Consider the following 13,651-nt stretch of genomic DNA (forward strand, 5'->3'; position numbering starts at 1 on the left):
AGTGCAGCATGTTGCACTGGATTTGCGCCTTGTTGGCAGGCTGACTTGTCATCGGGTGAAGGTGTTACTTTCGGGTAACACACTCTGTGTAGGTCGGCTGGGGAAAACCCCAGACCTGGGAGGTCACCAGCGGGCGCCGTGGTCCGTTCTGGCAGGCTGGACCCCATGGCCGAACTTGGGACGTTGGTGCTGCTCCGTCACGGGCAGAGCACGTGGAACGCGGAAAACCTGTTCACCGGCTGGGTGGACGTACCCCTTTCGGAGCAGGGTGAAGGCGAAGCCCGCAAGGGTGGCCGGCTCCTGGCCGAAGCCGCGCTGCTGCCGGACGTGGTGCACACCTCGCTGCTGCGGCGCGCGATCTCGACCGCGAACATCGCCCTCGACGCCGCGGACCGCCACTGGATCCCGGTGAAGCGCGACTGGCGGCTCAACGAGCGCCACTACGGCGCGCTGCAGGGCAAGGACAAGAAGCAGACGCTGGCCGAGTTCGGCGAGGAGCAGTTCATGCTCTGGCGCCGCTCGTACGACACCCCGCCGCCGGCGATCGACCCGAAGGACCAGTGGAGCCAGGCGGGCGACGCGCGGTACGCGGACCTCGGCGACAGCGCGCCGCTGACCGAGTGCCTGAAGGACGTCGTCGCGCGGCTGCTGCCGTACTGGGAGTCCGCGATCGTGCCGGACCTGCGCGCGGGCAAGACCGTGCTGGTCGCCGCGCACGGCAACTCGCTGCGCGCGCTCGTCAAGCACCTCGACGGGATCTCGGACGCGGACATCGCGGGCCTGAACATCCCGACCGGCATCCCGCTGCGCTACGACCTCACCGACGACCTGAAGCCGGTGAAGCCGGGCGGCGAGTACCTCGACCCGGACGCCGCCAAGGAAGCCGCCGCCGCGGTCGCGAACCAGGGCCGCTGACACCTCTCCAGTCCAAAGCCGTGAAGGCCTCCTTACCGGCCATAAGAGCCGGTAAGGAGGCCTTCACGGCTTTCAAGCCGGGGTGTGAGGCCTAAAGGAGGCCGGCTTCGCGGGCCCGGGCACCGGCCTGGAACCGCGAGGACGCGCCGAGGATCTCCATCAGCTCGGCCACGCGGCGCCGGTAGGTGCGCAGGCTGACGCCGAGCGCGCGGGCCGCCGTCTCGTCCTTGCAGCCGGCCGCGAGCTGCTCGAGGATCTCCCGCGCGCCGAGCTCGGTGAACCGGGCCTGGTAGGACTCCAGGTCGGTCGCGCTCGCCCAGACCGCCTCGTACAGCGACTGGATGCCCTGGATCAGCTCGGGGCTGCTGACGACGGTGTAGCTGCGGACGCCGCCGACGCGGTCGCCCGCCACGATCGCGATCCGGCGGTCCAGCAGGATCGTCTCGTTGATGTCGCGTTCGGTGATCCGGATCCGGGCGCCGTGGTCGGCCATGAACCGCAGGTGCCCGGCCAGCGCGGGGTCGAGCAGCACGCCGGGCTGGTAGACCTTGCGCACGGCCGTCGCGCGCACCGCCTGCTCCCGCTCGGGCGCGGTCGGGTGCGCCACCGACCACGTGTGCAGGTCGCGGGCCGCGCACGAAACCTCCGTCGCCGCCGCGAACAAGTGCTTCGTCCGCTCGAACAGCTCGGCCTCACCGCGCACCACGACGACGTCCGTCACCTTTTCCACACCATCGAGTGTCCGCTGCCTGGCAGCAAACTGCCAAACCCGGCCCGGATCTCCCCGCGTGGCGAAGCTGGAGGCATGACCACGACACACCCCGCCGCCGCGGCGGGCACCTGGAAGCTCGGCTCCTTCGAAGTCAACCGGCTCGGTTTCGGCGCGATGCGCCTGATGTCCACTTCGGACGGCGGCGTCCGCGACCGCGAGACGTCCATCGCCGTGCTCCGCCGCGCCGTCGAGCTCGGCGTGAACCACATCGACACCGCTTCCTTCTACTTCGCCGGCCCGCGCGCGGCGAACGAGCTCATCAACAGCGCCCTCGCGCCGTACGACAACCTGGTGCTCACCACGAAGGTCGGTCCCGGCCGCGACTTCGAAGGCACCTTCTACACCGCCCGACCCGAGCAGCTGCGCGCCCAGGTCGAGCAGAACCTGCGCGAACTGGGTCTGGACCACCTCGACGTCGCCAACTACCGGATCGGCGAAGGTCTGGACCGCGGCACCGGCTCCCTCGCCGACGGCTTCGGCGCGCTCGCCGACCTCCGGGAGAAGGGGCTGATCCGCGAGCTGGGCATCTCCAACGTCGGCCCGGAGCACCTGACGGAGGCGCTGGCGATCGCGCCGGTCGTCTGCGTGCAGAACCAGTACGGCCTCACCGCGCGCCGCGAGGACGACGAGATCGTCCGGCTGTGCGCCGACCACGGCGTCGCCTTCGTGCCGTTCTTCGCCGTCGCCAGCGGTACGGGGGAGGACGCGCGGGTCGCGGAGGTCGCGAAGCGCCACGACGCCACGCCGGCGCAGATCCGGCTCGCGTGGACGTTGCACCAGGGCCCGCACGTGCTCGCGATCCCGGGCACCGGTGATCTCGCGCACCTCGAGCAGAACGTCGCCGCGGCCGCGCTGGAGCTCACCGACGACGACCTGAAGACACTCGAACGAGACAACTGATTCACCCGGAATGTCTCGGTCGGGAATCGGCCGGGTGAACGTGGGCTGACACCCCGGCGAACAAGTCGCCCTCAGGTGTCGCGGTGCTCACGACAAGGCGGACAACGCTAGGCCGAAGGGCCACATCAGCGCTTACGATCGGCCCGTGACCACGCCTGTTTCACTCGCACTGGCCATCGGCGCCCTGGTGGCCGGTGCGGTGGTCGGCTACCTCGTCGCGCGGGCGCGCACCCGGCGCGAAGAGGCCCGCCCACCGGGCCCGACCGTCGCGGAGCTGCTCGAGCGATTGGTCCGGTCCTCCCACAACGGCGTCGTCGTGCTCAACAAGTTCGGCGACATGGTGCTGCACAACCCGCGCGCTTACGAGCTCGGCCTGGTCCGGGTCAACCAGGCCGACCCGCGGGCCCGCAAGGCCGCCGAACAGGTCGTCGAAACCGACGAGCCGATGGAGATCGACCTCTCGCCGCTGGAAGCGCGCGGCCGCCAGCCGGAGGCGGTGCTCGGCCAGGTCCGGCCCCTCGGCGACGGCTTCACCGTCGTCGAGGCGGTCGACCACTCCGAGGCCATCCGGCTGGAGGCCGTGCGCCGCGACTTCGTCGCCAACGTCAGCCACGAGCTCAAGACCCCGGTCGGCGCGATCGCGCTGCTCACCGAGGCCGTCCTCGACGCCGCCGAGGACGTCGAGGAGGTCCGCCGCTTCGGGAGCAAGATCCTGCGCGAGTCGACCCGGCTCGGCCAGCTCGTCACCGAGCTGATCGCGCTGTCGCGGCTGCAGGGCGCCGAACGGCTGCCGGACCTCAACGTCGTCGAGGTCGACGCGGTCGTGCGCGAAGCACTCGGCCGCACGACACTCTCGGCGGAGTCGGCCGAGATCACCATCACCACCGACCCGGCCAGCGGCCTGCTCATCGAGGGCGACCGCACGCTGCTGGTCACCGCGCTGTCGAACCTGCTGGAGAACGCCGTCGCGTACTCGCCGGCCGGCAGCCCGGTGTCGATCTCGCGACGGCTGGCCGACGGCATGGTCGAGATCGCCGTCACCGACCGCGGCATCGGCATCCCCGAGGACGAGCAGACCCGCGTGTTCGAGCGGTTCTACCGCGCCGACAAGGCCCGTTCGCGCGCCACCGGCGGCACCGGGCTCGGCCTGGCCATCGTCAAGCACGTCGCGGCCAACCACGGCGGCTCGGTGGGCCTGTGGAGCCGGCCCGGCACCGGCTCGACGTTCACCCTCCGCATCCCCGCGCACGTCAGCCCCGAACCGGCCCCCGAGCCGGCGCGGGCGGCCAAGACCTCGCCGGCACCACGGCAGGAGAAGACCCCCGAGCGCACCCAGAGGCTCGTGGTTACCGGGCAGGAAAGCCCAGATCATGGAGGAAACCTGTGACCAGGGTTCTCATCGTCGAAGACGAGGAGTCGTTCGCCGACCCGCTCGCCTTCCTGCTGCGGAAGGAAGGGTTCACCGCGGCGGTGGCGGGCACCGGCCAGGCCGCGCTGGAGGAGTTCGACCGCAACGGCGCCGACATCGTCCTGCTGGACCTGATGCTGCCGGGCATGAGCGGCACCGACGTCTGCAAGCAGCTGCGCCAGCGCTCCGCCGTGCCGGTGATCATGGTGACCGCGCGGGACAGCGAGATCGACAAGGTCGTCGGCCTGGAGCTGGGCGCGGACGACTACGTCACCAAGCCGTATTCGGCGCGTGAGCTGATCGCGCGGGTCCGCGCGGTGCTGCGCCGCGGCGGCGAGCCCGGCGCCGAGGGCGAGCTGGCCCCGCTGGTGCTGTCGGCGGGCCCGGTGCGGATGGACGTCGAGCGGCACGTGGTGACCGTGGACGGTGAGGAGGTCTCGCTCCCGCTCAAGGAGTTCGACCTGCTCGAGTACCTGCTGCGCAACGTCGGCCGGGTGCTCACCCGCGGCCAGCTCATCGACCGGGTGTGGGGCGCGGACTACGTCGGCGACACCAAGACCCTCGACGTCCACGTGAAGCGCCTGCGGTCGAAGATCGAGCCGGACCCGGGCTCGCCGCGCCACCTGGTGACGGTGCGCGGCCTGGGCTACAAGTTCGAGACGTAACGCTCCGTAGACCGCACTTTCGCCGTGAAAGTGTACCGGAGGGGGTAGCTCCGGAACACTTTCACGGCGAAAGTGCGGTCTTGGTCGCGAGGAGTGTTGTTGGTTACATGTTCGAGACCTGACGCTCGGGCCGGTACGCTGGACCCCCGTGCGCCTAGGGGTACTCGACGTCGGTTCCAACACCGTCCACCTGCTCGTGGTCGACGCCCACCGTGGCGCCCACCCGACCCCGATGCATTCCGAGAAGTCCGTGCTCCGGCTGGCCGAGCAGATCACCCGCAGCGGCGACCTCAGCAGGACCGGCGCGGACGAGCTCGTGACCGCGGTCGAATCCGCCAAGGCGGCGGCCGTCCGGCTCGGCTGCGAAGAGGTCATGGCGTTCGCCACCTCCGCGGTCCGCGAAGCCAAGAACTCGGCGAAGGTGCTGGCCCGCGTGGCCGACGAAACCGGCGTCGAGCTGCAGGTCCTCTCCGGCACCGACGAAGCCCGGCTGACGTTCCTCGCCGTCCGCCGCTGGTACGGCTGGTCGGCCGGGCAGCTGCTGGTGCTCGACATCGGCGGCGGCTCGCTGGAGGTCGCGATGGGCCGCGACGAAGAGCCCGTGCTGGCCGAGTCCCTGCCGCTGGGTGCCGGCCGCACCACGCGCACCCGCTTCCGGCACGACCCGCCGACGCGCTCGGAGCTCGTCGCGACGTCGGCGTGGCTCGACGACCAGCTCACCGAGCTCACGCGCAAGGTCACCAAATGGGGTGAACCGGATCGTGTCGTCGCGACGTCGAAGACGTTCCGGTCACTCGCCCGGCTGACCGGCGCCGCCCCCTCGGCCGCGGGCCCGCGCGTGCGACGTACGCTCTCGGACACCGCGTTGCGCCAGCTCCTGGCCTTCATCTCGCGGATGCCCTCGGCCGATCTGGCTCAGCTCGAGGGGGTCAGTTCGAGCCGATCGCACCAGCTGGTGGCGGGCGCGCTCGTCGCGCAGGCCACGATGCGGGCGCTCGGATTGCCGGAACTCGAGATCTGCCCGTGGGCTCTGCGAGAAGGTGTCATCCTGCGGCGGCTGGACCATTCCACCGGCGCGGATGAAACTGGAGCCGCACTCGTGGCGCGCTTCGGCGCACAGGAGGACCGGTGAAAGCAGACGACTGGACTTCGCCCACGACGGTGTTTTGCTTGAAGCACGGGCACGATGGAGAGGTGACGGACATGCAGAGGACGACGTACAGCGCGCGCTGCGCCGCCGGCGTGCCGTCGGGGCCTTCCCGAGGTGCCGATTCCCCGGAGCGCGCGAGGGATTACCAGGTATGACGGACCAGACCGGAGGCGACCAGCCGCAGAAGACCGTGGCTGAGCTGCTCGCACAGCACGGTGCGCAGGCCGAGGGCGGACGCCGCCGCCGGCGTCGCGCCGTCGATGACGACGACGAACCGGCCACCCCGGAACCGCCCGGCCCGACCGGCACGCACCGGCGCCCGGGCATCGGCGACACCGGCCCGCAGGCGATCATCGACCGCGTCCACTCCGAGGGCACGGTTCCGCCGCCCCCGGCGCCGCCCGCCCGCCCGGCCGGTGGCCGGCGGCGTTCCGAGCCGCCACCCCCGCCGCCGCCCGCCCCCCGCGCCGTCCCCCAGGACGCGCGGCCGCCGCAGCCCCCGGCCCGGCCCGCTCCCGGCGGCGCCGAGTCCGGCCAGTACGGGCGCCCGGTTCCGCAGGAGTCCGGTCAGTTCACCCGGCCCGCCCCGCCGCAGGAGTCCGGGCAGTTCGGCCGCCCGGCGCCGCCGGAGCCCGCCCAGCCGCCGCGGCCGCAGGAGTCGGCCCAGCTGCCCGTGCCGCCGCGGGCGCCGCGCCGTCAGCCGCCGCCCCCGCAGCAGCCGTCCCAGCAGCTGCCCCAGCCGTCGCAGCAGCTCCCCACGCCGCCACCGCCGGCGGCCGAGGAGACGCGGGCCGCCGTGCCGCCGGTCCGGCGCCGACCGCCCCCGCAGCCCTCGCAGCAGCTGCCGACCCCGCCGCCGCCCGGCAGCCCGCTGTCGGCGCGGCTCGACGGGCTCAACGGCACGCCGGACGCCGATGTCGACAGCTCCGTCGGCCCGCCCGGGCCGATGCCCAGCGGCACGTTCGCCACGCCGCCCGGCCCGCCGCGCCGGCCGCCGTCGCGGCGTCCGCAGCCGAAGCAGGAGGCCTACACCGAGCAGTTCTCCGCCGTCCCCGACGAAGAACCGCCGCCGCCGCCCCGGCAGGCGAAGGGCAAGCCGCCGCAGCCCGAGACCCCGGACATCTCCACGCCCGCGGGGCTCGCGAACTGGCGCAAGCGCCGCCAGAAGGAGCAGATGGAGGACACCGAGATCGGTGTCATGCCGGTGATCCCCACCGGCGCTCCGGACGACGGCTACCCGGACGACGACTTCGAGCCCGACGACGGCTTCGCCCCCGAGGGCAGCGGCTACCAGGCCGCCTACGACGCGGGCCCGCCGACGGGCACCTACCCGCCGCCGATGCCGTTCGCGCCCGGTGACCGCGCCGCGCGGACGCCCATCCCGGATGACCTGGAGCCCTACGAGCGCGAATTCGCCGAGCCCGGCTACCCGGCCGGCGGCCCGGACTTCGAGCAGGACGAGTACGGCTACGAGCAGGGCGACGGCTACGAAGACGACGAGTACGACGACGACGTCCCCGAACCGGCCGCCGAGCCGGTGCCCGCGGGCTCGCCGGGCAAGCAGTGGCTGGGCCTGGCCGGCCAGCTCGCCCTCGGCGTCGTCGGCGGTGCCGCCGTCTGGCTGGGCTTCAACTGGCTGTGGGTGAACATCCCGGCCGCCGCGCTGATCGCGGCGCTGCTGGTGGTCGTCGCGCTGGTCTGGATCGTGCGGAAGATCCGCCGCGCCGAGGACCTGCAGACCACCGTGCTCGCCGTGTTGGTCGGCTTGGTGGTGACGGTCTCACCGGCGGCGTTGCTGCTGGTCGGACGCTGATCGCCGGGTACGGTCAGGGCCACGGATCTTCGCAGCGCGCAGCGCGTTGCGAAGATTGAGTGATGCGTCCGTGAGGATGGGCACAGTCGAGACCCGGGTCCCCTTCCCGGCCCGGCGGTGCGGCCCACCCTCGGTGACGAGGCAGGATGTCCGGCGTGACAGACGAGAAGCCGGTGCCCGTCGGGCTCAGTTCGGCGTCGGTGTGGCCGCTCAAGGCCGGCTCGGCGTTCGAGCTGGCCGCCGAGCTCGGCTACGACGGCGTCGAGGTGATGGTCTGGGCCGATGCGGTCAGCCAGGACGTCACGGCGTTGCGCCGCTGGTCGCGCCGCACCGGGATGCCCGTGCTGTCGATCCACTCGCCGTCGTTGCTGATCACCCAGCGGATCTGGTCGCCGGACCCGGTGGTGCGGCTGCGGATGTCCGTCGACGCCGCGGTGGAGCTCGGCGCGCGGACCGTCGTCGTGCACCCGCCGTTCCGCTGGCAGCGCCGCTACGGCGACGCGTTCGGCGACCTCGTCGACGAGCTGGAGGAGTCCAGCGGCGTCGAGATCGCCGTCGAGAACATGTTCAAGGTCCGGCCGCCGGGTGGGTCGAAGAACTCGCGCGTGTCGGCGTTCCGGCCGTCGATCGACCCCACGGACGTCGGGTTCCGGCACTACACGCTCGACCTGTCGCACACGGCGGCGGCGCGGATGGACGCGCTGGCGCTGGCGCAGCGGATGGGGGAGGGCCTCACGCACGTCCACCTCGCCGACGGCACCGGCATCCCGAAGGACGAGCACATGGTCCCCGGCCGCGGCGGCCAGCCGTGCGCGTCGCTGCTGGAGAAGCTGGTCAGCAACGGTTTCGCCGGGCAGATCGTGCTGGAGATCAACACCCGGCACGCCCTCACCCAGGCCCAGCGCGTCCGCGACCTCGCCGAGGCGCTGTTGTTCGCACGCTTCCACCTGGGGCAGTAAGTGAGCACGTTCCGACAGGACACGACTACTCCCGCCGCCGGATCGAGCACGTGAACACGTAAAGTTCCGACTGTGAACCCGTTGCGCTCGTTGATCTCCGCCATCCCCGGTCAGGACCCCTTTTCCCCGCCCGGGACGGTGGGTACGGACGGGCCCGCACGTTCGTGAGCGCAACGGACGGCACCGCCGCGTCCTTCGACACGGCGACGGCGACGCGGTCGATGGGCGACGGCACCTTCACCGCGGTGCTGCGCGCGGAATGGGCCATCGGGTCCCACCCGCACGGGGGTTTCCTGCTGGCCCTGCTGGCCAAGGCGGCGATCGCCGCGCTGAACGAGCGCGGGGAGCCGCACGCCGAGCCGCTGGTCGTCAGCGCGGAGTTCCTGCACGCGCCCGCGCTCGGCCCGGTGCTGCTGCGCACCGACGTCCGCAAGGTCGGCCGCCGCGCGACGGTGGTCGAGGTCCGGCTGGAGCAGCGCGGCCGCAGCTGCGTCGAGGCCCGGGTGACCACCGGCCGGCTGCCGATGCGGCGCCCGGAGTGGACCGACGTGCCGTCGATGCCCGCCGAGCCGTCGCCGGGCGCGCTGACCATGCCGGAGAGCCCCGAGGGCCCGTTCAACCTGGCCAAGGGCTGCGACGTGCGGCTCGACCCGGCGACCGCGGGCTACCTGGCCGGCCGCACGGGGGAGCCGCCGCGGATGCGCCTGTGGGTCCGCCCGCGCCACAGCCTGGTCGACCCGTTCTTCACGTTGCTGGCGTCCGACGTCAACCCGCCGGTGGTGATGAACCTGGGCCGCATCGGCTGGGCCCCGACGGTCCAGCTGACGGCACTGCTGCGCACCCGCCCGGCCCCGGGCTGGCTGCGGGTCATCGTCGAGTCGAGGTCGGTGCACGAGTCCTGGTTCGACTCGGACGCCACGGTGATCGACGCGCAGGGCCGGCTGGTGTGCCAGGCCCGGCAGCTGGGCCTCGCCCCGGCCCCGGGCGGCTGAGCGCGGATCTGGCACGCTTGGCGGCATGACGGTCATCGCGGTGCTGGGTGCGGGAAAGATCGGCGAGGCGTTGCTCTCGGGGCTGCTGAACGGCGGTCACGCGCCGGGCGACCTGCTCTTCACCGAGCGGTACCCGGCGCGCGTCGAGGAGCTGACGGCCCGCTACGGCGTTCGCGGCGTCGAGGTCGAAGATGCCGCCAAGCAGGCCGACGTGCTCGTCGTGGCCGTCAAGCCGCAGGACATCGACCCGGTGCTGACCGAGCTGGCGCCGCTGCTCGGCTCGTCGTCGCTCGTGGTGTCGCTCTGCGCCGGGCTGCCGACGTCGCTGTACGAGCGCCGGCTGGCCGAGGGTGTGCCGGTGGTGCGGGTGATGCCGAACACCCCGATGCTGGTCGGCGAGGCCATGAGCGCGATTTCGGCCGGTCGCTGGGCCACGGCCGAGCACCTCGCGGTGGTGCGCGACCTGCTCTCGCACGTCGGCCAGGTCGTCGAGGTGCCGGAGGGCCAGCAGGACGCCGTCACGGCGCTGTCGGGCTCCGGCCCGGCGTACTTCTTCTACCTGGTCGAGGCCATGATCGACGCCGGCATCCTGCTCGGTCTCCCGCGTGCGCTGGCCGGCCAGCTGATCATCCAGTCGGCGGTCGGCGCGGCGAAGATGCTCGCCGAGTCGGAGGAGCACCCGGTGCTGCTGCGCGAGGCCGTGACGTCGCCCGCCGGGACGACCATCAACGCCATCCGCGAGCTGGAGAAGCACGGCGTCCGCGCGGCCCTGCTCGACGCCATCGAGGCGGCCAGGGACCGCTCGGAGGCGCTGGGCAAGGCCCACGAGAGCTGAGCCGCCCATCGGGGCTGTTCCGCGGGTGGGGCCCGGCCAGGGCCTCATCGCCGGTGGCCGGTGCGTGGGCTCTCATCGCTCGAACGAGGCCTCTCTCGGCCTCGATGGTGCCCGGATTCGCCGTAATGGGCGATTACCGAGGTCTTGCACGCGCGAGTGGGTGTGCGTTAGCGCTGGTAGGAGCCCATCTCGGTGACAGGCGTCGCATTAGTCCCACCAGTCCCGCTACTCTCGATAGAGCACGTGCGTGTCGATACCACAGGTGGGGAAGCCTCGTGGCGCGACACGTGTCGAAGGACGCGGTAAACATGTCGCCGAACAAGAGGGAAGAGTTGCCCGCAGTCGGGCAGGTCCAGTTTCTGACGGTCGCCGAAGTGGCCACGCTGATGCGGGTCTCCAAGATGACCGTCTACCGTCTCGTGCACTCGGGTGAGCTACCCGCCGTCAGGGTGGGGAAGTCCTTCCGGGTGCCGGAAAAGGCAGTGCACGAGTACCTCCAGGGTGCTTATTACGACGTGGGTTGAACCAGTCGGCAGGCACGCCGCCGCCAGCGGCGCGCGGGGCTTGGACGTGCCCGCCGACCGGCCCGCGCAACGTGGCGGGTAACCTGGAAAACCGCTCGTGCCTGTGCGCTCCACCCGTTGGACGCTGCGCCGGGCAGCGTGACCGACGACGAACTAAGGAGCGCCCATGGGCTCTGTGATCAAGAAGCGCCGTAAGCGCATGTCCAAGAAGAAGCACCGCAAGCTGCTTCGCCGCACGCGAGTGCAGCGTCGGAAGGCCGGTAAGTAGCAACCCGGCTCAGCCGAGCGTGACCGTGGCCCGTCCAGTCTCTGGACGGGCCACGTCCATGTGGTGGGCCGCCTCCCCTGTTCGAGTGAGGCGTCCGTCGCTTTTGGGCCCCTAGCGGTTAATAGCATGTAAGACACCCGGGAGCTACCACTGATGAGCGGTAACATCTCAAGGGTGTCCGCGCGATGCTTCCAGTGAGTGCAGGTTCGCGCACCTTGGGTGATCGTCCACCCCCCACACGCCCTACGCCGCAGGGAGCCGTATGCCGTCGAACGTCGTGCTCGTCACCGGGGTCGCCGGGGAGCTGGGTGGGAAACTGCTCGCCCGGCTCGGCAACAACCCCGACTTCGAGCGGGTCATCGGCGTCGACACGGTACCGCCGGACAAGACCGTGCTGCAGCGCATGGGAAACGCCGAGTTCGTGCGCGCGGACATCCGGAACCCGTTGATCGCCAAGGTGATCAGCACGGCCGAAGTGGACACCGTGGTGCACGCGTCGTGCACCGCGCACCCCGCCGGCCCGGGCCGGCGCACGGCCATCAAGGAAGTCAACGTCATCGGCACCATGCGGCTGCTCGCGGCCTGCCAGCGTTCCCCGTTGGTGCGCAAGCTGGTCGTCAAGTCGACCGCGGCGGTCTACGGCGCGGGCGCGCGCTCGCAGGCGGTGTTCACCGAGGACTCCGAGCTCATCCCGACGTCGACCAGCGGGTACGCGAAGGACGCCGTCGAGATGGAGGGGTACGTGCGCGGCCTGACGCGGCGCCGTCCCGACATCACCGTGACGCTGTGCCGCTTCGCCAACATCATCGGGCCGTCGACCGACACGGTCCTGTCCCGCTACTTCGCGCTGCCGGTGGTGCCGACCGTTTTCGGTTACGACGCGCGGATCCAGCTGCTGCACTCCTCGGACGCGCTGTCCGTTTTGGAGCGGGCGACGATCGAGGACAAGCCCGGCGTGTTCAACGTGAGCTCCGAAGGGGTACTCACGCTCTCACAGGCGATCCGGCGAGCGGGCCGGGTCGAGCTGCCGATGCCGCGGAGCGTGGTTCCGTCGGTCGGCAAGGTGCTGCGCGGCGCGCGCGTCGTCGACTTCTCCGCCGACCAGGTGCGGCTGCTGAACTTCGGCCGGGTGGTGGACATCACCAAGCTGAAGCAGGAGTTCGGCTACACCCCGCGGTGGACCACGCGGGAGGCGTTCGACGACTACGTCGTCGGCCGCGGCCTGCGTCCGGTGCTCGACGGCGGTCGGCTCGCGGGCCTGGCCGGCAAGGTGCTGGTCGCCGCGGCGACCGGACAGGCGAGCCGGTGAGCAGGTCGAGCAGGCCGCACGACTTGAACGACGTGGAAGGCGAGGCGGAGACGGTGGGCGGTGCCGAGGCGCAGGTCATCCCCCTGCACGGACCGGGCCGCGAGAAGCCGGCGGCCTCGCCCGCCGCCTCCGCGGCCGCGGCGGACCTGCGGGAGGCCGATGCCGCGCGCGAAGACGCCCCGGTCGTCGCGTTCCCCGGCGCCGAGGCCCCGGCCCCGGCGCCCGAGGTGCTCTCGGACGCGGCGCGCTCCGCGCTCGGCTTCATCCGCGACCGGCTGACCGGCGACTACACCGTCGACGAGTTCGGCTTCGACGCCGAGCTGACCGACGCCGTGTTCCTCCCGCCGCTGCGCGCGCTGTACCGGAACTGGTTCCGCGTCGACACGTTCGGCGTCGAGAACCTCCCGGCCGAGGGCGGCGCGCTGCTGGTGTCCAACCACTCGGGCACGTTGCCGCTGGACTCCCTGATGACGGCGGTCGCGGTCCACGACGAGACCGGCGGCCGGCACCTGCGCGGCCTCGGCGCCGACCTGGTGTTCCAGGTGCCGCTGGTGGGTTCGTTCGCCCGCAAGTCCGGCCAGACGCTGGCCTGCAACGCGGACGCGGAACGCCTGCTGCGCAAGGGTGAGCTGGTCGGCGTGTGGCCGGAGGGCTTCAAGGGCGTCGGCAAGCCGTTCTCGTCGCGCTACAAGCTGCAGCGCTTCGGCCGCGGCGGGTTCGTGTCGGCGGCGCTGCGCGCGGGCGTCCCGATCATCCCGGTGTCGGTGATCGGCGCCGAGGAGATCTACCCGAAGCTAGGTGACATCAAGGTGCTGGCCCGGATGCTGGGCCTGCCGTACTTCCCGGTGACGCCGTTCTTCCCGCTGCTCGGCCCGCTGGGCGCGATCCCGCTCCCGACGAAGTGGAGCATCGAGTTCGGCGAGCCGATCCCGACCGACTCGTTCGGGCCGGACGCCGTGGACGACCCGATGCTGGTCTTCCAGCTGACGGACCAGGTGCGCGAGTCGATCCAGCAGACGCTCTACCAGCGCCTTTCGCAGCGCAAGTCCGTCTTCCGCCGCTGAACGCAGCCGTCCACCGAGCGTAAAATCCGCGTGAGGTCACGCATCTTTCCTAGCGAAAGTGACGCCTTGGGCCGGGC

At 71.7% G+C, this 13,651-nt stretch carries 14 protein-coding genes; 13 read left to right on the top strand and 1 reads right to left on the bottom strand.

The genetic code is table 11. The annotated features are described in order from the left end of the window. Nucleotides 1-165: 165 nt before the first annotated feature. Nucleotides 166-915 (top strand): phosphoglyceromutase, encoded by a 750-nt coding sequence (locus MUY22_RS14790; protein ID WP_247060258.1) that lies wholly within the window; start codon nt 166-168, stop codon nt 913-915. Nucleotides 916-1,006: 91 nt separating this feature from the next. Here the strand turns inward: MUY22_RS14790 and MUY22_RS14795 are convergent, their stop codons facing one another. Beyond that, a complete protein-coding gene (locus tag MUY22_RS14795) occupies nt 1,007-1,645 on the bottom strand; it encodes a DNA-binding response regulator (protein ID WP_247060259.1) in 639 nt (212 codons plus the stop codon). Between the two features lie 75 nt (nt 1,646-1,720). Between MUY22_RS14795 and MUY22_RS14800 the strand changes: the two genes are divergently transcribed. The 12 genes from MUY22_RS14800 (at nt 1,721) to MUY22_RS14855 (ending at nt 13,574) form a co-directional block, all read left to right on the top strand. Beyond that, complete coding sequence (locus MUY22_RS14800) at nt 1,721-2,587, top strand: oxidoreductase (RefSeq protein ID WP_247060260.1); 867 nt, start codon at nt 1,721-1,723, stop codon at nt 2,585-2,587. A gap of 145 nt (nt 2,588-2,732) precedes the next feature. Beyond that, nucleotides 2,733-3,974, top strand: coding sequence for a cell wall metabolism sensor histidine kinase WalK (locus MUY22_RS14805; RefSeq protein WP_247060261.1), 1,242 nt, complete (start codon nt 2,733-2,735; stop codon nt 3,972-3,974). Further along, nucleotides 3,971-4,660 (top strand): response regulator transcription factor, encoded by a 690-nt coding sequence (locus MUY22_RS14810; protein ID WP_247060263.1) that lies wholly within the window; start codon nt 3,971-3,973, stop codon nt 4,658-4,660. The genes MUY22_RS14805 and MUY22_RS14810 overlap by 4 nt, the downstream gene beginning before the upstream one ends. Nucleotides 4,661-4,808: 148 nt before the next feature. Then, nucleotides 4,809-5,792 (top strand): Ppx/GppA phosphatase family protein, encoded by a 984-nt coding sequence (locus MUY22_RS14815; RefSeq protein WP_247060264.1) that lies wholly within the window; start codon nt 4,809-4,811, stop codon nt 5,790-5,792. A 169-nt stretch (nt 5,793-5,961) separates the two neighbouring features. Continuing rightward, nucleotides 5,962-7,623, top strand: coding sequence for a hypothetical protein (locus MUY22_RS14820; protein ID WP_247060265.1), 1,662 nt, complete (start codon nt 5,962-5,964; stop codon nt 7,621-7,623). 146 nt (nt 7,624-7,769) lie between these two features. Further along, entirely contained in the window at nt 7,770-8,582 is an 813-nt protein-coding gene (locus MUY22_RS14825) for a sugar phosphate isomerase/epimerase (protein ID WP_247060266.1), read from the top strand. 221 nt (nt 8,583-8,803) lie between these two features. Beyond that, entirely contained in the window at nt 8,804-9,574 is a 771-nt protein-coding gene (locus MUY22_RS14830; protein ID WP_247063891.1) for a thioesterase family protein, read from the top strand. A 25-nt stretch (nt 9,575-9,599) separates the two neighbouring features. Beyond that, the gene (gene proC, locus MUY22_RS14835) at nt 9,600-10,409 is read left to right on the top strand and encodes a pyrroline-5-carboxylate reductase (protein ID WP_247060267.1); all 810 of its coding nucleotides are present in this window, start codon (nt 9,600-9,602) and stop codon (nt 10,407-10,409) included. A 308-nt stretch (nt 10,410-10,717) separates the two neighbouring features. Next, entirely contained in the window at nt 10,718-10,933 is a 216-nt protein-coding gene (locus tag MUY22_RS14840; RefSeq protein ID WP_247063893.1) for a helix-turn-helix domain-containing protein, read from the top strand. 166 nt (nt 10,934-11,099) lie between these two features. Continuing rightward, complete coding sequence (locus MUY22_RS14845; RefSeq protein ID WP_007030867.1) at nt 11,100-11,201, top strand: 30S ribosomal protein bS22; 102 nt, start codon at nt 11,100-11,102, stop codon at nt 11,199-11,201. A 262-nt stretch (nt 11,202-11,463) separates the two neighbouring features. Then, nucleotides 11,464-12,510 (top strand): NAD-dependent epimerase/dehydratase family protein, encoded by a 1,047-nt coding sequence (locus MUY22_RS14850; protein ID WP_247060268.1) that lies wholly within the window; start codon nt 11,464-11,466, stop codon nt 12,508-12,510. 23 nt (nt 12,511-12,533) lie between these two features. Further along, on the top strand, nt 12,534-13,574 hold the full coding sequence (locus MUY22_RS14855; protein ID WP_247060269.1) for a lysophospholipid acyltransferase family protein: 1,041 nt from the start codon (nt 12,534-12,536) through the stop codon (nt 13,572-13,574). The last annotated feature ends 77 nt before the right edge of the window (nt 13,575-13,651 follow it).

Source organism: Amycolatopsis sp. WQ 127309, assembly GCF_023023025.1.
Taxonomy (GTDB): domain Bacteria; phylum Actinomycetota; class Actinomycetes; order Mycobacteriales; family Pseudonocardiaceae; genus Amycolatopsis.

What these genes read in the sequence shown, in the direction of transcription:
- MUY22_RS14790 (WP_247060258.1), top strand. Translation starts at nt 166, where the DNA reads ATGGCCGAACTTGGGACGTTGGTGCTGCTCCGTCACGGGCAGAGCACG.
- MUY22_RS14800 (WP_247060260.1), top strand. Translation starts at nt 1,721, where the DNA reads ATGACCACGACACACCCCGCCGCCGCGGCGGGCACCTGGAAGCTCGGC.
- MUY22_RS14820 (WP_247060265.1), top strand. Translation starts at nt 5,962, where the DNA reads ATGACGGACCAGACCGGAGGCGACCAGCCGCAGAAGACCGTGGCTGAG.
- MUY22_RS14825 (WP_247060266.1), top strand. Translation starts at nt 7,770, where the DNA reads ATGTCCGGCGTGACAGACGAGAAGCCGGTGCCCGTCGGGCTCAGTTCG.
- MUY22_RS14830 (WP_247063891.1), top strand. Translation starts at nt 8,804, where the DNA reads ATGGGCGACGGCACCTTCACCGCGGTGCTGCGCGCGGAATGGGCCATC.
- proC (WP_247060267.1), top strand. Translation starts at nt 9,600, where the DNA reads ATGACGGTCATCGCGGTGCTGGGTGCGGGAAAGATCGGCGAGGCGTTG.
- MUY22_RS14840 (WP_247063893.1), top strand. Translation starts at nt 10,718, where the DNA reads ATGTCGCCGAACAAGAGGGAAGAGTTGCCCGCAGTCGGGCAGGTCCAG.
- MUY22_RS14845 (WP_007030867.1), top strand. Translation starts at nt 11,100, where the DNA reads ATGGGCTCTGTGATCAAGAAGCGCCGTAAGCGCATGTCCAAGAAGAAG.
- MUY22_RS14850 (WP_247060268.1), top strand. Translation starts at nt 11,464, where the DNA reads ATGCCGTCGAACGTCGTGCTCGTCACCGGGGTCGCCGGGGAGCTGGGT.